The following is a 17,019-nucleotide window of genomic DNA, read 5'->3' as shown; positions in this document are numbered from 1 at the left end:
TTCAGCTTGTCGCGTCAGCCTTCTGCAAATCCCGCACGCGGTCGGCAAGACTGCGGTTGCCGGAGCGTGCATCCGAAGGTGCCGCCAGCGCCTTGGCGATCGGCGAACCAGGCCCCTCGAGCTTGGCCGTCAGATGGACGACCTCCGCCGCGAGTTCGTTCATCTGCTCGCGCAGGGCGGAGCTGCCGTCCGTGGGATTGGACACGGCCAGCGCGGTGAGGTCCGCCTTCAGCCGCTTGTTCTCGCGCGCCAGCGCCGTTAGCCTGGCCTCGAGCAGCTCACGGTCGCTGTCGAGCTTGGCGATTGCCTTGTCGAGGTCGTCGCTCTTGATCGTTTCGCCGCCCTTGCCGACCAGCCGCAAGGCCGGTGCGCTGTCTTCGGCTTTCGATTTTTCGCGCATGCGCGCCAGCTCCTTTTCGCGGCGGTCGAGCTTGTCCTCGCGATCGGCAAGCGTGGCCAGCAGCCGTTCGACCTTCTTGTCGAGCTCGGCGGTCCTTTTCTTCTCGGCTTTCAGGGCGTCGCGTGCTGCCTTGCTTTCGGCAGCGATTTCCTGGCCGCGCCTGTCGGCTTCCTTGCGCTGGCCGCGCAGCAGCGCAATGTCACTGGCGAGTTTCTGCATTTCGGATTCGCGCGCCACGAGCTCGATCTGCCGGCTGCTGGAGGAAAAACTGGCGTCGTCATACATGCGCTCCAGCTTTTCCAGCTCGAGCGCGCGCTTTTCCAGCTTGCGTTCGGTTTCCTTGAGCCGCTCCGAAAGCTGATGCAACTCGCCCTCGCGCTGATGCAACGCTTCATTCTTGGCGCCGAGTTCGGTCAGCGCATGGTTCTTGTCCATGCGCTCGACCGCCAGCCCCTTCAGGGCCTCGCGGCCGCGATTGATCTCGACGAACTGTTCGGCCGCCTTCTCGCGCAACGCCTTGACGCTGATTTCGAGGCGGCGCGTCGACATGGCGTACTCGGCGCGGATGCGGTCCTTGTCCGCCTGGATCTCGGTTTGCGTCAAAGGGATCGAGCCTTCGACACGTTTGCGTGTCAGGGCGACGGCGCGACGCCATATGGCCGGAGCCACCATAAGCGCTAGAAAGCCGGCGCAGAGAAAGCCAAGGACGAAGAACAGGACCGACTGGACCAAGTGACTACCCGTTGTGGACGGCAACCATCAAACCAATGCATGTCGCCCAAAAATGGGAACCGGTTCTGGGACAACGACACGCAACAAGAGCGCTTTTGACTGTGCCACGTTGACATGGCGGAAATCCAGCGTTGCGGCAAGGGTTTGCCGCAACGGTACGGGTTTAATGCATGTCGCCCAAAAGCGGTCCCGGTTTTGGGAGAACGACATGCATAGGCCAAAGACCTTCAGCTCAGAACGGATTCCAGGTGGCGCGCTCGGTAAGCTTCAGATAGCCGAGATTGACGCCAAGCCGGGCACCGACACCGGTGCGGATCGGCACCAAAATCACATTGTTGTTCTTCAGCACGTTGAAGCCTACACCAGCCACCACATAGGCCGAACCGGCGACGCCGCCATAGCGGTTGTAGAGGCTGCCCACATCGTCGAGATTGTAGACCAGCATCATCACCCGCGACCCCTCGCCGCCGAAATCCCAGCCGAGCGACGGGCCTTGCCAGAACACTTTGTGATCGCCGGCATTCTTGGTGTAGAGCGTGCCTTCGCCATAGGTCAGGCCGCCGATCAGCGCGCCCGAGCCCTCTTCGCCCAGCAGATAACCGTTAGGCAGGCCGTAGGAAGCAAAGATCTTCTCGACGACCGTGGCGAGCCCGCCTGATGTCGCGCCGAAGAACTTGTGCCCGGAATCGACAATCTCCTGAGCGGTGTATTCCTGGGCCCGCAGGGCTGAAGTCGAGAAGACGAGAACGCCCAGGAGCGTGACCGCCATTGAGAAGACACGGAGAAAGCTCCGGTCGTAGTATCGGGAAAACATGCTTCCAATCTCCGTCAGGGAGCACCTTCGCCGACGCCTCGCACCCCGTACGGCTCTTTTAGCCGGCCGTTAAGGGTAACTGTTACGGGCAAACTATGCCGTAATCCTTTTTCAACCATTAAGCTCCCACATGAACATGGCGGTTCGAAGGCTGTTTGGGGTCGCTCAAGTGGGGCCGGCGGCCTGCGTGAACACGCCATTTGCCACATCCACAATTTTGGATTTGTTGCTGCACGCACGGGTGCTGTGTATTCAGAAAGCCCGAGGAGAGAGTGCGTGATTCGTATGGGCAGGCGACGATCGATCGCTCGGCCATGAGTTATGAGATTTTGCAGGGATTTTCGCCGATGGCCGAACTGTTCACCCTTTCCGCACCCGATCTGGCAGCGCTTTTGTGCAGCCGGGTTTGCCACGACATCATCTCGCCGGTCGGCGCGATCAACAATGGGCTCGAACTGCTCGATGAAGGCGGCGCCGACGAAGACGCCATGAAGCTGATCCGTCAGAGCGCGCGCAACGCTTCGGCCCGCCTGCAGTTCGCCCGCATCGCCTTCGGCGCCGCCGGCTCAGCCGGCATGCTGATCGATACCGGCGATGCCGAAGCGGTCGCCATCGCCTTCCTCAAGAACGAAAAGCCGGAACTGACCTGGAACGGGACCCGGGCACTGCTGCCCAAGAACAAGGTCAAGCTGCTGCTCAACCTGATCCTCGTCGCCAACGCCGCCATTCCGCGCGGCGGCAAGCTTTCGGTGACGCTGGAAAACCTCGAGACCGAACCGCGTTTCGCACTTGCGGCGGCTGGCCCGATGCTGCGTGTGCCGCCGAAATTCCTCGAATTGCATTCCGGCCACAAGCCGGAGGAGCCGATCGACGCGCATTCCGTGCAGCCCTATTACACGCTGCTTCTGGCGCGCGAGGCCGGCATGACGATATCGATCCACGCGACGCCGGAAGAAATCGTGCTTTCGGCGGCCTGATAGCGCGGTCGAGAAGCTGAAGTATTTTTACATCGAAATCTGTAGTTCCGGCCCATCGACATGAAGTGCGGTTAGTCGCCTGGGCAGTGTCGAAGCATTCGCGAATAAAGCAAGCAGCCGCCATCTTTGTAAAAATTTTACCTAACGCCTTTTCGGCTTCTTTACCAGATTGGCCTATGGTGCGTCTGGATGCCCCCGACGCTACCGGATTGCCAGAAGGCAAAGAGGACCCGGAAATGAAACGCTGCATGTTCGTCGACGATTCAAGCGTCATCAGGAAGGTTGCAAAACGCATCCTGGGCGGCTCCGAAATGATTGTCATCGAGGCAGCCAGCGGACTTGACGCGCTGGAGATGTGCGCCGCCGACATGCCCGACATCATCGTCGTCGATGGCGCCTTGCCTGATGTGCCGGCGGTCGATCTCATCCGTCGCGTGCGCGCCATGGAGAGCCCGATAAGGCCGCAGATCCTGATTTCACTGGTCGAGCTCGATATCGCCTCGATCATGCGGGCCAAGCGCGCCGGCGCCCAGGGCTATCTCTTGAAGCCGTTCAACAGGCCGCAACTGCTCGAGCGTTTTCGCACCTTGAAGATCGCACCTGATTCGGCGGCGTTGAGCAATTCCAGGAAAAGCGCGTGACGGCCTTCCGTCTAAAAGTGTGCAAAAACCAATAGTTGTCAGCTATAATGCAAAAACCCGGCCGAGGCCGGGTTTTTTGTTCGAACGTGTTCGTCGCTCAGGCGCTGACGCGGATGTCTTCCGGTTCGCGCAGCACATAGCCGCGACCCCAGACCGTCTCGATATAATTCTGGCCGCCGGATGCCGCGTCGAGCTTCTTGCGCAGCTTGCAGATGAAGACGTCGATGATCTTGAGCTCAGGCTCGTCCATGCCGCCATAAAGATGGTTGAGGAACATTTCCTTGGTCAGCGTCGTGCCCTTGCGCAGCGAGAGCAGCTCCAGCATCTGGTATTCCTTGCCGGTCAGGTGCACGCGCTGGCCGCCGACTTCGACGGTCTTGGCATCGAGGTTGACCACCAGGTCGCCGGTGGTGATGACCGACTGGGCATGTCCCTTGGAGCGCCGCACGATGGCATGAATGCGGGCAACCAGCTCATCCTTGTGGAACGGCTTGGTCATGTAGTCGTCGGCGCCGAAGCCGAGGCCGCGCACCTTGTCCTCGATGCCGGCCATGCCGGAGAGGATGAGGATCGGCGTCTTTACCTTGGAAAGGCGAAGCGTTCTCAAGACCTCGTAGCCCGACATGTCAGGCAGGTTGAGATCGAGAAGGATGATGTCGTAATCGTAGAGCTTGCCTAGATCGACGCCCTCCTCACCGAGATCGGTCGTGTAGACGTTGAAACTTTCCGATTTCAGCATCAACTCGATGCTTTGTGCGGTTGCACTGTCATCTTCTATCAGCAGAACACGCATTTCATTCCCCTTTTCTGCTGCCGGACCATTTCACGACCCGTCCGGACCCGGAGCAGTGGTTGCCTTGTGCAGAGGCTGCCATCAAATGGTTAACAAAACCTAATTTCCCGTCCACGACGGTACCAGATTTTTTAACCTCTTTCTACACCCTCTTGAATCTAATAACGAATCTCAGAACCAAATCCTAATGCAACACATCAACAATCTGGACTAAGTGACTCCAGGGACTCATCGACGTCGCTTCCGCATCGGCGGCCGGAATTTTTACCCGGCCTTAAGTCCTGACCCGTATGATTAACAATGCCCGTAAACGAATGGTTACCGCCGGCAAAAAACTTTAGGGTTTTGTTTCCCATAGTTCGGGGAAAGCCGGTGGACACGGGTGCGGCCTGGGCGTTTCCAGGTGGTTTGGACGATAAGTGCGGGTGTGCGTTTCCGGGAGTACCGAATCATGAAGTCACGTGAAAACCTCGTTCGGCTGAAACAGTTTCAGGTGAATGAGAAGCGGCGGCAGCTGCTGCAGCTCGACATGATGATCGCCGAGTTCGAACGCATGGCCGTCGAACTGGAGCTTCAGATCACCGCTGAAGAAAAGAAGGCCGGCATCACCGACATCAACCATTTCGCCTATCCGACCTTCGCCAAGGCGGCGCGTTTGCGCCGCGACAACCTCAGAAATTCGCAAAGCGACCTCGCGCAGCAGCGAAGCACTGCCGAATCATTACTCGGCGAAGCTGAAGCGGAGCTTTCCAAGGCGGAAATGCTGGAATCGCGTGACACCAAGATCCGCGAAGCCGAAATCGGCGGCCGCAGCGCCATGATCGGCTGAAGCCGGCCTGTACACGACATCAGCGCTTGCCACCCGGCGAGTGCATGATCTCGGCTTCCAGCCTTTGGCGGGAAGGCCGCCAAGAGAACTGAAAACCGCCCTAAGCGGCCCAATCCCCTTCACCATCGGCAATTGCCCTTGCACGGGCATCCTTGATGTCCGGTGCATGCTGCTCCGCCCATGATCTGATCTGGGTAAGCAGTCCCGCCAGGTTCTGGCCGAGTTCGGTCAATTCATATTCGACTCGCGGCGGGATGACCGGGAAGATCTCGCGCCGCACCAGTCCGTCGCGCTCGAGCACGCGCAGCGTCTGCGTCAGCATCTTCGGCGTAATGCCTTCGAGCTTGCGGGCAAGCTCGCCATTGCGCAGCCGGCCTTTGCGCAACGCGCAAACCACCAGATAGACCCATTTGCTGGCCAGCATCTCCAGCACGGTGTGCGAGGGGCACGTCCGCCGGAAAGCATCATAGCCGAAACCGCAGTCATCCTCACTATCCATAAGGTGCATATATATCAAAAAGGTACATACTAGACAACAGACAATTACTATCCAAATGATAGTGGCACCAACCAAGCAGGAGACATCTCAATGCGTGCCGTTATCCAGAATTCCGTCGGCGGACCCGACGTCCTTGTCATCGCCAACCAGCCCGACCCCACACCAAAGGCCGGCGAGGTGCTGGTCCGCGTCAAGGCCGCCGGCATCAATCCGGTCGATGGCTCCGTCCGCGCCGGCCACTATCAGCTGCTCGGCGAGCCGCCCTTCATCCTGGGCTGGGATATCTCGGGGACAGTCGAGGCGCTCGGCGCTGGCGTCACCGGCTTCAAGATCGGCGACGAGGTGTTCGGCATGCCGCGCTTTCCCAAGCAGGCGGCGGCCTATGCCGAACTGGCGGCTGTGCCTGCCGATGAAATCGCACTGAAACCGAAGGGCGCCGACCACCTCCAGGCAGGCGCCCTGCCATTGGCCGGCCTGACCGCCTGGCAAGGCCTCGTCCGCCATGGCGGACTGAAATCGGGCCAGCGCGTATTGGTGCATGCGGGGGCCGGCGGCGTCGGCCATCTGGCGGTGCAGATCGCCAAGGCGCGCGGCGCCTATGTCATCGCCACCGCCAGCCCGGGCAAGCTCGATTTCGTCCGCAAACTCGGCGTCGACGAGGTGCTCGACTACACCAAGGGCGATTTTGCCGACCAGGTTCGCGACATCGACCTGGTGCTGGACCCGATGGGCGGCGAGCATGCCGAACGCTCACTGAAGGTGCTCAAGCGCGGCGGCGTGCTGGTGTCATTGCTCAATGTCAGCGACGCCACCAGGGCGCAGGCCAGTGCGCAAGGCATCCGGGTCGAGCGCATGTCCGTCGTACCCGACAGGGAGGGCCTGCTGGAACTGGCTCAGTTGATCGATGCGAAAGAGCTCGCCGTCCATGTGGCCAAGGCATTCCCGCTCGACCAGGCGGGGGCTGCTCACGCCTTCCTCGCCACCAAGCCAATCGGCAAGGTGGTGCTGGCGGTCTGACCGCCGCAACAATCGCGTCAAAAACAAAAGGGCGCGGAGTGCCGCGCCCTTTGATCGTGTTCAGACCGGCTCTAGTGCCGGTATTGCTGGATGCGCGTCGTGCGCAGCCCGGCAAGGCCATATTCGTCGATCGACGCCTGCCAGGACAGGAATTCCTCGGTGGTGAGCTTGTAGCGTTGGCATGCCTCGTCCAGGCTCAAAAGCCCGCCGCGCACTGCCGCAACCACTTCCGCCTTACGCCGGATAACCCAGCGACGTGTATTCGTCGGCGGCAGATCGGCAATCGTAAGAGGGCTGCCGTCAGGCCCGATAACATACTTGACTCTCGGTCTAACCAGATCGGTCATCGTACTCTCTACAAAAAACTCAAAGACCCAATCCCCGCCACGTTACCGCCACAGCTTTAAAAATTGCCTAAGCAGACCCTAATGACTAGGTAAGGATCATGAACGCCGCGTTAGTCTTTTCACCGGCATTTGAAACATCCGCCCGGAAGCGCCTGCTACACGCGGAAAAATCCGCCCATTCCCCGGACCGGTCGCTGCTTGTCGATCGGCCCTGCAAGCTGGCGTAGCCGCAAAGCTTGACCTATATTCCCGTCATTGGCATTCAGACGCCGTGCAGAACGAAAGAACCATGAACAGCCTCGATCTTCCCGGACGCCCCGAAAACACCCGCATCGTCGTTGCCATGTCGGGCGGTGTCGATTCATCGGTCGTCGCTGGCCTGTTGAAGCGCGAGGGCTATGATGTCGTCGGCGTCACCTTGCAGCTCTACGACCATGGCGCGGCGACGCACCGGGCCGGCTCATGCTGCGCCGGGCAGGACATCGACGATGCCCGCCGTGTCTCCGAGACGCTCGGCATTCCCCATTATGTGCTCGACTACGAGGAGCGCTTCCGCAAGGCAGTGATCGATCCCTTCGCCGAGAGCTACGTCGCCGGTGAGACGCCGATCCCCTGCGTTTCCTGCAACCAGACGGTGAAGTTCGCCGACCTCCTGGCCACCGCCAAGGAGCTTGGCGCCGACGCGCTGGCCACCGGCCACTATATCCGCTCCGGCGCCAACGGCGCCCACCGCGCGCTCTACCGGCCGGTCGATGCCGACCGTGACCAGAGCTATTTCCTGTTCGCCACCACGCAGGCACAGATCGATTATCTGCGCTTTCCGCTTGGCGGGCTGTCGAAGCCGCAGGTTCGCGCCATTGCCGAGGAGATGGGGCTGACGGTTGCCGCCAAGCAGGACAGCCAGGACATCTGCTTCGTGCCGCAGGGCAAATATTCCGACATCATCGCCAAGCTGAAGCCGACGGCCGCCAATCCGGGCGACATCGTCCACATCGACGGCCGCGTGCTCGGCCGCCATGAAGGCATCCTGCGCTACACGATCGGCCAGCGCCGCGGCATCGGCATCGCTTCCGGCGAGCCGCTTTACGTCGTCCATCTGGATGCCGACCGCGCCCGCGTCGTGGTCGGCCCGCGCGAGGCGCTGGAGACGCACAAGATCTATCTGCGCAACATGAACTGGCTGGGCGACGGACCTCTCACAGACGTCCCTGCAGGCGGCCTGGAGCTGTTCGCCAAGGTTCGCTCGACGCGCCCGCCGCGCCCGGCCGTGCTGCATCATCGTGCCGGCGCCACATGGGTGGAACTGGTCGACGGCGAGTCCGGCATCGCGCCGGGCCAGGCCTGCGTGCTCTACTCCGATGACGGCAACGAGGCCCGCGTGTTCGGCGGCGGCTTCATCGAGCGTTCGGAGCGCGGCGCCGAGGCCGAGGCCATGCTGACCCGGCTTGCTGCCAGGCCGGCGCAGATTCCCGCGGAATAAATCCGCTTTCAGGAATTCGATTTGGTGTGCGTGACCGTGCCTGCGGTCAGGATACGCAGCACCCTGATGGCTTCCTCGCCGCTGGTGCGCGGCTCGGCACGCGTCTCGATGCACTGGATGAAATGCTCCAGCTCGCGGGTCAGCGGCATGCCCTGGGCAACCGCGACATAGGACGGCTCATTGGTGGTGAAGGCCCATTGGCCGCTGTCCTGCCACACCGCATGGCGGTAGACGGCAAGCTTGCGTTCCCATGGCTCGACATCGTCGAACACCGCCATCGCCTTGGTGCCGACCACGGTCAGCCGCCGCTCGCGATAGGGATTGAGACGCGAGGTGAAGAGATGGCTGCGCAGGCCGTTGGGAAAGCGCATGTGCAGATGCGCGAAGTCGCTGAGATTGTCGAGCAGGGCGGCCCCCTCGCCGCGAACCTCGATCGGCTCTGTGCCGGTGATCGCCAGGATCATCGACAGATCGTGCGGCGCCAGGTCCCACAGCGCGTCGTTCTCGGTGTGGAACTTGCCGAGCCCGAGCCGGTGCGAGTGGATGTAGCGGACTTCGCCGAGTTCGCCCTTGTCGATCAGCCCTTTCAGCGTCTCGAAGGCGGGATGGAACCGCAGCACGTGGCCGACCATGAAGACGCGGCCATTGTCCTTGGCCGCCTGCACCGCACGCTCGGCGTCGGCAACCGTCAGCGCGATCGGCTTTTCCACCAGCACGTCCTTGCCGGCCTCGACGGCACGCACGGCAAGGTCGGCATGGAATTGCGGCGGCAGTGCCATGACGATGGCGTCGATATCGTCACGGACGAACAACTGGTCCGGCTCGATCGCCAGGCAGTCCTGCTCGCTGGCGAAGCCTTCGGCACGCGCCCGGTTGGTGTCGGAAACCGCGTGCAGCGCGCCGAGCGCCTTGAGGGTGCGGATGTGGTTGCTGCCCCAGTATCCGCAACCGAGGACTGCAATGCGCGGCTTCATCTGTTTCAAACTCTAAAAACTCGTGGCCGAGACATAGCGACGTGCCCCCCCGAACTCAACCCCGGCGGCAGCAACCAAATGTCTGCGCGGTAAAGCTTTTCGATAATGACGATAAGCCGGCAAGCCGGTTGCTTCGAAGCTTGACAGGCTCACCCTCCCAACCTTATATCCGCGCGACCTTGGCGAACGCCCCCGACATGCCTTTCGATTTGAGGCGGATTTCGGGCCTTTCGCCGCCCTGGCGGGGTAGCTCAGTTGGTTAGAGCACGGGAATCATAATCCTGGGGTCGGGGGTTCAAGTCCCTCTCCCGCTACCACCCTAAACCCACTATCGTACGTAATAGTGGGATCTTGCCTGTGGCGCTCCTCGGCCACCGCGCGTTCCCCAGCATAGCGCGCTTGGGGAAATGTGTTGCCGCCGATGAGGGCGGAAAGCTTGCCTTTGACCTCGACCTCAATACCCTGGCGCGCCCCTTTGGGATGAACTGTCACACTGTGAACGAGCGCGCGGAAGCTCTTCACCAGCGCGCCTTGATCGTCATTCGCATCGGCGTGATGAGCTAAAACCGAAGCGAGCTCGTCGACCGTTTTGACATACCTCTCTATCGTCGCTGGATGTACGGCAAGGGTTGACGGCGCCTCTTCAAGATTGGCGAGTTCTGCCTCGGCCTCGATGCGTCGACCTTTCAGTTCGGCAATGCGTTCTCGGGCGTCGTCATCCCCAATGACTCCCTTGACTACTAGGTCAATGTTGCGTTGTCGCTCGGCTTCAATCCGCGCGATCTTTGTCTCGAGGGTGGTCCGAGCATTGGTTGCGCCGGCTGCCAGCCGTTGACGCTCTTGATTATAATTCCGCGCGTAAATCTCGATGAGGCGCGGGTCCTTCAGCTCATCACGCATTCCATCCAATACAGCTTTCTCTATGTTCCGCAGATAGACTATGCGACGATTGGAGCAGCTGCCGCTCTCACGAACTGTCGAGCAGCGGATTCGTGTTTTGCCAGTTTTGTCGCGGTCGTGCACCGACATTCCCGAACCGCAGCCGCCACATCGTAACAGGCCCGAGAGGAGGTGCGGCGGCCGACGCTTCACACTCGATTTCAGGCGGGATCTTTCTGTCTTCAAGGCCTGCGCGCATCGCCATATCTCTTCGTCAACGATACGCAGCTGTGGGACGTCAATTGTCTGCCACTGGTCGCGGCTATTCGGACGGGACAGACGCCTGCCGGTATCTGGGTCCTTAACCATCCGAACCTTGTTCCAGACGATGCGTCCAAAATAAAGCTCGTTCAAAATCATTCCCGCGCCACGTTGTGCATTGCCGTTGATGGTCGAGGCGTTCCAACGAGTGCCGCGCGGCGGACAAACGCCTTCGCGATTGAGATCTTGTGCTATTTCGCGTGGTGGTCGGCCAGAGGTGTAGGCCGCAAAAATCCGGCGAACAACCTTAGCCTCCTCTTCAACGATCTCCAGTTCACCGGGTCTCCCGGGAACTGCCCTATAGCCGTATGCGCGACCGCCGGCATGGCGCCCGTCCCGAACCACTCCGGCCATTCCTCGGCGCACCTTTTTTGCACCGTCCTCGCGCTGCATCTGGCCCACCAGACCTCGAATCCCGATCAAGATTGCGTCAGCCGTGCCGTCGTGAACAGCTTGGATCTCGATCTCCAGGAATGACAGTCGTTTGTGAAGCCCCGCGAGATCCTCCATATCGCGCGAAAGGCGATCGAGTGCCTCAACAATGACGACATCAAACTTTCGTTCGCGCGCCGCATCCATCATTCTCATCAGGCCATCGCGGCCAAACATCGAAGCGCCAGAGCGAGCTTTGTCCTCGTAGGCCGCAACCACATCAAGCCGATGCCGCGCAGCATACGCGCGGCAAAGGACTATCTGGTCATCGGTGGATTTCTCGTTCTGCAGCTCGGTCGAGAACCGGGCATAGATGGCTGCGCGTGTCATTCATGAACCTCGCCGTTACGACCAATTGCTTCGACATCCCATTTAGATGTCGAAGCAGATAGCCTCACGGCGAGATGATCGCGCCTAGCATCGGCAATCGCAAGAGCTTCCACGAACCGAACTAGCATAGGATCGAGCGCATGTTGCACCGCCTGATGCGTGCAGGCATTTGGCCCAGCGGCATTCCGCTTGTTCACCGATTGCTTCATCGGAGTGAAGGATGTGGGGGCCTTCAGCGTTAAGGAAGCGGACCAAGCGCATGTTCGTACAGATCGGACACGACGACGTGCGAAAGGGACAGGCGCCAGCGGGATCTTCTCGTGAGTTTGTTGAAACGTCATTGCGACCTGAATGGGTCAACCCGCCGGTTGTCGATCCGAAGCCTTCGGTTCAAATCACGGACACGCAACCACCGATACCGACATTCGCTGATCGTGCCGATTTGACGATTGTAGCCCGACGCATTGATAAATCTGGTGGGCCCGAAGGATGTGCCATAACCGTTGATTTCATTGGCTTTTTCGTGGGTCAGAATCAGAAATCTTCCCGTATCGTTCCGCATGGTCCCTCCCAGAACCACCGCGAAGCGGTTAGCGCAGTGGTCTGAGCGCAGGTCCATGAGGCCCACTTAACCAACTGAGGCCAGCTGACCTGGCGAAATGAAACCAGCGTCGATCCCACTATTGCAGGCCGTTAGGCGTGTGATCTTCGGGTCTGTTTGAGCCCTGCTCACGGAATGTCGCCGACCATGCCGGAGAACAGCACTGAGCCGCGCTGCTCGAGGAGCGACAGCGAGGTGTAATCCAGGATCGATAGGCCTCCATCGGCGACCAAGGTCTGGCCCGTGATGAACGAAGCCTCATCGCTCGCAAGGAACGCGACAGCCGCAGCAATTTCGGCCGGCGTACCCATCCGGCCGAACACGCTTGGCGCCACAGTCCAGTCGCCGGCACCCGATGCGGGCGCCGCTGTATCGGTTTCGGTGGCAATCCAGCCTGGACTGACGCAATTCGCCCGGATTCGATGCGGAGCGCCTTCGATGGCCAACGATCGTGTGAGCGCCTCAACGGCCGCCTTGGCGACGCAGTACAGGCCCCAGTTGCCGTGCAAGGTAGCCGTAGACGATATGTTCACAATAGCACCTCCGCCGAAATCCCGCAGCAGCGGCAAGGCGTAGGAGGATACAAAGTAGGTGGAGTCCAGGTTAGCGCCGCGCATCTTGTCCCACCTCGCTCCGGGGCGATCGCCCGGTTCGATCCCGCTCCGGCGCGAACCGGCGCCTGCGTTGTTGACAACAACCGCCAGCCGCCCCCATTGGCCGGTCTGGCCGATCAGGTCCTCGACTTGATGTTCCTCCGACAGATCGCACTGGAAAAAGCGGGCTTCACCTTCGATCGCCTTTGCTTCCGCTTCAACGGCGCGGCCCTTTTCGCGATCGCGGCCTGCGAACGCCACCCGGGCTCCCTCTTTCAGGAAATAGTGGACGATACCACGGCCTATCCCCGAATTCCCGCCGGTCACGAGAACGTCTTTACCTCTAAAGCGCATGGTACCTCCTGCAGACGATACAGATGCGCGCATTGCGGCATCTCTGATCCATTCCGCTGAGAAACGGGGGACCAAAGCAGGGATATGCTCCGCTCTTCAATTCAGCGTCAGTGCCACAGCGGGTCGAGGATTGGACATCGAGCGGGAGCGAGTTCTTCCCTGGCAGCGGGATGAGCCATATCCGGCAGTTTTTTGAAGTCATGGTCCTTTATTGGTTGAAAACTGCTGTCAGGTCTTCTCGTGTTCGCCAGGAGTTGCAGAAGACCTTCGGCGCGTGATCTGGAGGGCAATGACTTGGGCCGTCGCCGGCTGCGTAGCTTACGACAGCAGAGTTCTGTTTGTGCGATCGGGTTGATGCTGAGCGTGCAGGCCGTGCTTCGGCGATGGCTTCCGGAACAAGGGCTATCGCGGGATCGCAGGCAACCAGTTACACGAGCGTTTCAAGGTCGCTGACCACGAAGACTGTGCGACGCTCGATGCCAATCTCCAGAAAGGCGCGGTCGACGAGTTTCCGCGTCCCCCAATCCGACCGAAATCGACGAATGGTTCGTCTTTCAACGCGGAGAGCACCCGTCACGGCCGGCCAGGGCATGATTCAGCGCACTCGCGAGCTCGACACATCTGACGGATGGCGGCGTTATTTTTGTGTGGCATGGTGGATCAATCGTGAGGATTCGATCTCGTCCGCTTAACGCCACATCGGTGAGTTTTCATCTCTGCACCGACGCCCAGGCCGTGGCGATCTAGATATTGGGAGTTGTTATGTCGCTTAGTCGCGCTGAAGTGTACGATCTTTCGATATTCCTGCTCATCGTACAGTATCGCAGTTTTAGAAAGGCGGCGGACAATCTGGGCGTAACCGCATCAGCACTCAGCCACAGGGTAAAAGCGCTTGAAGAGCGACTTGGAGTAAGGCTGCTAAACCGCACAAGCCGAAGTGTTGCTCCAACAGTAGCGGGAAGCGCGCTGGCCGAAAAAGTGAGTGCTGGCCTCGATCTTATCAATTCCGGCTTGGAAGAACTGCACGGGCACCACGAAGGGACCGCCGGTAGTGTGCGGTTGAATGTACTGCGCGATGCGTCAACTTTACTTCTGCGCCCGGCATTGCCGATCTTCTTGCAGCGCTTTCCCAATATCGAACTGGAGATTGCCGTCGACGATCACTTCGTCGACGTGACAGCGGAAGGCTTCGATGCCGGTCTCAGATATGGTGGCACGATACCGGAGGACATGATCGCCATTCCATTGACGCCGCCACTCAAGTGGGTGGTCGTCGGCGCACCGGCTTACTTCGAGCGCCGCGGTCGGCCGGAATTGCCTGACGATCTTCATTCCCATCAATGTATCCGCATCCGCACGGGGCGAGGGCAGATTTACAAATGGGAATTCGAGCAGGGCGACGATCGGCGCGAGATCGACGTTCCTGGCTCACTCATCTCAAGTGAGTCTGCCTTCGCCATCAATGCTGCGATCGACGGTATTGGTCTGTTTTATTGCTTGGAAAAGCTCGCGAGCCCTCACCTTGCGGCTGGACGGCTGGAAGTGGCACTGCCGCAATGGTCGTCAATCGGCCCACCATTGTCCATGTACTATTCGAGTCGCCGGCAACTGCCCTTCGGGATCAGCGCCCTTGTTCAAGTGATACGCGAACTCAATCCGCTGAAATGAACTTTGCGGAGGCCGGACCATGGGTGACAATCAATTGGCCATCGATGAGCACAGCTCACTGATCTGATTACCTATCACCCATTGATTCATTAATCGACGATGCTATTCAATCTCTCGAATGCTGCGCGGCCGATGGACCGGAATGGCGCATGCAATGCAAATACGAGGCTTGAATGTACGTTGCAGATGCCAAGAGATACGACGCGATTGCCTACCGCCGCTGTGGTCGGTCCGGGCTGAAGCTCCCGCCGATTTCGTTGGGGCTGTGGCAGAACTTCGGTGGTCAAGATGTCTTCGAGACCGGCCGGTCGGTGATCCGGCGTGCCTTCGACAAGGGCGTCACTCATTTCGACCTGGCCAACAATTATGGCCCGCCCTACGGGTCGGCGGAAGAGAATTTCGGACTGGTCCTCAAAAAGGACTTTTCGAGCCACCGCGACGAGATGATCATCTCCTCGAAAGCCGGTTGGGATATGTGGCCGGGTCCTTATGGCGCGGGTGGATCCCGCAAGCACCTGCTTGCTTCGCTCGAACAGAGCCTGAAGCGAATGGGTGTCGAATATGTCGATATCTTCTATTCCCACCGCCCGACACTGGATGTTCCGCTCGAAGAAACCATCGCCGCGCTCGTGCAGATGGTGCGGCAAGGCAAGGCGCTCTACGTCGGAATTTCATCGTATGGGCCAGAGCGGACGCGGGAGGCAGAGCGCATCCTGCGGGCTGAAGGCATTCCCCTGCTTATCCACCAACCCTCCTACTCGATGCTGAACCGCTGGATCGAGGACGGGTTGCTCGATACGCTGGAAGAGCTTGGCGCCGGCTGTATCGCTTTTTCGCCTTTGGCCCAGGGGCTGTTGACATCAAAGTACCTGAACGGCGTCCCGGACGGCGCGCGTGCGGCGCGTGGCGGCTCGTTCGACACAAAGTTGCTGAGTGATGCAAACATAGAGCGTGTCCGCGGACTGAACGCGATCGCAAGCGACCGCGGGCAGACACTTGCCCAGATGGCGATCGCGTGGACCTTGCGAGATCCACGCGTAACGAGCGCGCTGGTGGGCGCGCGCAACGTGGCCCAACTCGATGATTCCCTCGGCGCTTTGGAGAAGCTCGAATTCAATACCGAGGAACTCCGCAAAATCGACGGGTACGCAACCGAGGGCGGCGTCGACCTCTGGCGAGCTCAATCAAAGGCAGCCTGAGGAGACGATGGCATCGGCCCGCGACGCGACAGGCCCGATCAAATCCCTGAAGGAGCAAGACCATGGAGTATCGCAAGCTTGGCAATAGCGGCGCCGTCGTCTCGGCCTATTGCCTCGGCACCATGACTTTTGGACACGAGTCCGACGAAGCTACGTCGTTCGCGCTTATGGATGATTATGTCGAGGCCGGCGGCAATTTCATCGATACGGCCGACGTCTACAGTGCCGGCGTGTCAGAGGAGATTATCGGCCGTTGGCTCAAGAGCAAGCCCGGAACCGCCAAGGATCTGGTGATCGCCACCAAGGGTCGTTTCCCCATGGGCGCGGGACCGAATGATCTCGGCCTGTCCCGCAAGCATCTCGGGTCAGCGCTCGATGCCTCGCTCAAACGCCTGGGCGTCGAGCAGGTTGATCTTTACCAGATGCACGCCTGGGACGCGCTGACGCCGCTGGAGGAGACGCTGCGCTTTCTCGACGACTCGATCCGTAACGGCAAGATCGCCTATTACGGGTTCTCCAACTTCCTGGGCTGGCACCTGACCAAGGCGGTGTGGCTGGCCAAAGCCAATGGCTACACACCACCCGTGACGCTGCAACCGCAGTACAGCCTGCTGGTCCGCGACATCGAACATGAGCTTGTGCCGGCCTCGCTCGACGCCGGTATCGGCCTGCTGCCGTGGTCGCCGCTGGGCGGCGGATGGCTTTCGGGCAAATACAAGCGCGACCAGGTGCCGGCGGGCGCCACGCGCCTTGGCGAGAATCCCACACGCGGCATGGAAGCGTTCGCCGCCCGCAACGCCAGGCCGATCACCTGGAACGTGATTGGCGCGGTGGAAGATACCGCGAAAGCGCTTGGGGCGAGCATGGCGCAGGTGGCGCTGGCATGGGTCGCCGCGCAGCCGGCGGTCACGTCGGTTATTCTCGGGGCCCGGACACGAGAGCAACTGGCCGACAATCTCGGTGCGGCCAAGCTGAGGCTGACGGACGAGAACATTGCCAAACTCAACGTGGCGAGCAAACCGGAAATGTCGGAATATCCCTATGGAACGGGCGGCATAAGCCAGCGCGACCGCAAGATCGAGGGTGGCCGCTGACTTCGGCGGCACGCCAACCGCATCGATAAACATCAAAGGAGGCCA

Annotated in this window: 17 protein-coding genes, 1 tRNA gene and 1 pseudogene; 11 read left to right on the top strand and 8 right to left on the bottom strand. The window is 60.3% G+C overall.

Annotation, left to right across the window (positions count from 1 at the left end; translation table 11 throughout):
* Position 1: 1 nt before the first annotated feature.
* Both FCU66_RS15565 and FCU66_RS15560 read right to left on the bottom strand, forming a co-directional pair.
* A complete protein-coding gene (locus FCU66_RS15565) occupies positions 2-1,132 on the bottom strand; it encodes a coiled-coil domain-containing protein (protein ID WP_136616849.1) in 1,131 nt (376 codons plus the stop codon).
* A 232-nt stretch (positions 1,133-1,364) separates the two neighbouring features.
* Positions 1,365-1,901, bottom strand: coding sequence for a DUF1134 domain-containing protein (locus tag FCU66_RS15560; protein WP_245270509.1), 537 nt, complete (start codon positions 1,899-1,901; stop codon positions 1,365-1,367).
* Between the two features lie 392 nt (positions 1,902-2,293).
* Between FCU66_RS15560 and chpT the strand changes: the two genes are divergently transcribed.
* Both chpT and FCU66_RS15550 read left to right on the top strand, forming a co-directional pair.
* The gene (gene chpT, locus FCU66_RS15555) at positions 2,294-2,923 is read left to right on the top strand and encodes a histidine phosphotransferase ChpT (protein ID WP_136616975.1); all 630 of its coding nucleotides are present in this window, start codon (positions 2,294-2,296) and stop codon (positions 2,921-2,923) included.
* 236 nt (positions 2,924-3,159) lie between these two features.
* Positions 3,160-3,564: a response regulator gene (locus tag FCU66_RS15550; RefSeq protein ID WP_136616850.1), complete on the top strand. Its 405-nt coding sequence runs from the start codon at positions 3,160-3,162 to the stop codon at positions 3,562-3,564.
* Positions 3,565-3,661: 97 nt separating this feature from the next.
* On the opposite strand, the gene ctrA is transcribed toward FCU66_RS15550, so the two are convergent.
* A complete protein-coding gene (gene ctrA / locus FCU66_RS15545) occupies positions 3,662-4,357 on the bottom strand; it encodes a response regulator transcription factor CtrA (RefSeq protein WP_006203583.1) in 696 nt (231 codons plus the stop codon).
* 451 nt (positions 4,358-4,808) lie between these two features.
* Between ctrA and FCU66_RS15540 the strand changes: the two genes are divergently transcribed.
* Entirely contained in the window at positions 4,809-5,186 is a 378-nt protein-coding gene (locus FCU66_RS15540; RefSeq protein WP_109659601.1) for a flagellar export protein FliJ, read from the top strand.
* 100 nt (positions 5,187-5,286) lie between these two features.
* On the opposite strand, the gene FCU66_RS15535 is transcribed toward FCU66_RS15540, so the two are convergent.
* Positions 5,287-5,685 (bottom strand): winged helix-turn-helix transcriptional regulator, encoded by a 399-nt coding sequence (locus FCU66_RS15535; RefSeq protein ID WP_136616851.1) that lies wholly within the window; start codon positions 5,683-5,685, stop codon positions 5,287-5,289.
* A 90-nt stretch (positions 5,686-5,775) separates the two neighbouring features.
* Between FCU66_RS15535 and FCU66_RS15530 the strand changes: the two genes are divergently transcribed.
* Entirely contained in the window at positions 5,776-6,702 is a 927-nt protein-coding gene (locus tag FCU66_RS15530) for an NADP-dependent oxidoreductase (protein ID WP_136616852.1), read from the top strand.
* A gap of 71 nt (positions 6,703-6,773) precedes the next feature.
* On the opposite strand, the gene sciP is transcribed toward FCU66_RS15530, so the two are convergent.
* Positions 6,774-7,049 carry a CtrA inhibitor SciP gene (gene sciP, locus FCU66_RS15525; protein ID WP_013529904.1) on the bottom strand — a complete coding sequence of 92 codons (276 nt, stop codon included), beginning with the start codon at positions 7,047-7,049 and terminating at the stop codon, positions 6,774-6,776.
* A gap of 289 nt (positions 7,050-7,338) precedes the next feature.
* Here sciP and mnmA point away from each other — a divergent pair, with 289 nt between their 5' ends.
* The gene (gene mnmA / locus FCU66_RS15520; RefSeq protein ID WP_136616853.1) at positions 7,339-8,529 is read left to right on the top strand and encodes a tRNA 2-thiouridine(34) synthase MnmA; all 1,191 of its coding nucleotides are present in this window, start codon (positions 7,339-7,341) and stop codon (positions 8,527-8,529) included.
* Between the two features lie 8 nt (positions 8,530-8,537).
* Here the strand turns inward: mnmA and FCU66_RS15515 are convergent, their stop codons facing one another.
* Positions 8,538-9,503 carry a Gfo/Idh/MocA family protein gene (locus FCU66_RS15515; protein ID WP_136616976.1) on the bottom strand — a complete coding sequence of 322 codons (966 nt, stop codon included), beginning with the start codon at positions 9,501-9,503 and terminating at the stop codon, positions 8,538-8,540.
* A 240-nt stretch (positions 9,504-9,743) separates the two neighbouring features.
* Between FCU66_RS15515 and FCU66_RS15510 the strand changes: the two genes are divergently transcribed.
* Positions 9,744-9,820 (top strand) — tRNA-Met (locus tag FCU66_RS15510).
* Positions 9,821-9,860: 40 nt separating this feature from the next.
* A complete protein-coding gene (locus FCU66_RS42650) occupies positions 9,861-10,067 on the top strand; it encodes a hypothetical protein (protein WP_342778165.1) in 207 nt (68 codons plus the stop codon).
* A 342-nt stretch (positions 10,068-10,409) separates the two neighbouring features.
* Here the strand turns inward: FCU66_RS42650 and FCU66_RS42645 are convergent.
* A pseudogene (locus FCU66_RS42645) lies at positions 10,410-11,465 on the bottom strand (recombinase family protein); the annotation flags it as partial.
* 259 nt (positions 11,466-11,724) lie between these two features.
* On the opposite strand from FCU66_RS42645, the gene FCU66_RS15500 reads away from it, so the two are divergent.
* Entirely contained in the window at positions 11,725-12,072 is a 348-nt protein-coding gene (locus FCU66_RS15500; protein WP_136616854.1) for a hypothetical protein, read from the top strand.
* Positions 12,073-12,194: 122 nt separating this feature from the next.
* Here FCU66_RS15500 and FCU66_RS15495 read toward each other — a convergent pair whose 3' ends face one another.
* Complete coding sequence (locus tag FCU66_RS15495; protein WP_246093913.1) at positions 12,195-13,046, bottom strand: SDR family NAD(P)-dependent oxidoreductase; 852 nt, start codon at positions 13,044-13,046, stop codon at positions 12,195-12,197.
* A 729-nt stretch (positions 13,047-13,775) separates the two neighbouring features.
* On the opposite strand from FCU66_RS15495, the gene FCU66_RS15490 reads away from it, so the two are divergent.
* From FCU66_RS15490 to FCU66_RS15480, 3 genes are all read left to right on the top strand, one after another.
* Complete coding sequence (locus FCU66_RS15490) at positions 13,776-14,681, top strand: LysR family transcriptional regulator (RefSeq protein WP_136616855.1); 906 nt, start codon at positions 13,776-13,778, stop codon at positions 14,679-14,681.
* A 173-nt stretch (positions 14,682-14,854) separates the two neighbouring features.
* Positions 14,855-15,880, top strand: coding sequence for an L-glyceraldehyde 3-phosphate reductase (mgrA, locus tag FCU66_RS15485; protein ID WP_136616856.1), 1,026 nt, complete (start codon positions 14,855-14,857; stop codon positions 15,878-15,880).
* A 62-nt stretch (positions 15,881-15,942) separates the two neighbouring features.
* Complete coding sequence (locus tag FCU66_RS15480) at positions 15,943-16,974, top strand: aldo/keto reductase (protein WP_136616857.1); 1,032 nt, start codon at positions 15,943-15,945, stop codon at positions 16,972-16,974.
* The last annotated feature ends 45 nt before the right edge of the window (positions 16,975-17,019 follow it).

It is taken from the genome of Mesorhizobium norvegicum (assembly GCF_004919685.1).
GTDB lineage: Bacteria > Pseudomonadota > Alphaproteobacteria > Rhizobiales > Rhizobiaceae > Mesorhizobium > Mesorhizobium norvegicum.
This window is presented reverse-complemented; position numbering and strand designations above follow the sequence as displayed.

Excerpts from the sequence above, each read along its gene's own strand:
- FCU66_RS15560 (WP_245270509.1), bottom strand. The coding sequence starts at position 1,901 with ATGGCGGTCACGCTCCTGGGCGTTCTCGTCTTCTCGACTTCAGCCCTG.
- chpT (WP_136616975.1), top strand. The coding sequence starts at position 2,294 with ATGGCCGAACTGTTCACCCTTTCCGCACCCGATCTGGCAGCGCTTTTG.
- FCU66_RS15550 (WP_136616850.1), top strand. The coding sequence starts at position 3,160 with ATGAAACGCTGCATGTTCGTCGACGATTCAAGCGTCATCAGGAAGGTT.
- ctrA (WP_006203583.1), bottom strand. The coding sequence starts at position 4,357 with ATGCGTGTTCTGCTGATAGAAGATGACAGTGCAACCGCACAAAGCATC.
- FCU66_RS15540 (WP_109659601.1), top strand. The coding sequence starts at position 4,809 with ATGAAGTCACGTGAAAACCTCGTTCGGCTGAAACAGTTTCAGGTGAAT.
- FCU66_RS15535 (WP_136616851.1), bottom strand. The coding sequence starts at position 5,685 with ATGGATAGTGAGGATGACTGCGGTTTCGGCTATGATGCTTTCCGGCGG.
- FCU66_RS15530 (WP_136616852.1), top strand. The coding sequence starts at position 5,776 with ATGCGTGCCGTTATCCAGAATTCCGTCGGCGGACCCGACGTCCTTGTC.
- sciP (WP_013529904.1), bottom strand. The coding sequence starts at position 7,049 with ATGACCGATCTGGTTAGACCGAGAGTCAAGTATGTTATCGGGCCTGAC.
- mnmA (WP_136616853.1), top strand. The coding sequence starts at position 7,339 with ATGAACAGCCTCGATCTTCCCGGACGCCCCGAAAACACCCGCATCGTC.
- FCU66_RS15515 (WP_136616976.1), bottom strand. The coding sequence starts at position 9,503 with ATGAAGCCGCGCATTGCAGTCCTCGGTTGCGGATACTGGGGCAGCAAC.
- FCU66_RS15500 (WP_136616854.1), top strand. The coding sequence starts at position 11,725 with ATGTTCGTACAGATCGGACACGACGACGTGCGAAAGGGACAGGCGCCA.
- FCU66_RS15495 (WP_246093913.1), bottom strand. The coding sequence starts at position 13,046 with ATGCGCGCATCTGTATCGTCTGCAGGAGGTACCATGCGCTTTAGAGGT.
- FCU66_RS15490 (WP_136616855.1), top strand. The coding sequence starts at position 13,776 with ATGTCGCTTAGTCGCGCTGAAGTGTACGATCTTTCGATATTCCTGCTC.
- mgrA (WP_136616856.1), top strand. The coding sequence starts at position 14,855 with ATGTACGTTGCAGATGCCAAGAGATACGACGCGATTGCCTACCGCCGC.
- FCU66_RS15480 (WP_136616857.1), top strand. The coding sequence starts at position 15,943 with ATGGAGTATCGCAAGCTTGGCAATAGCGGCGCCGTCGTCTCGGCCTAT.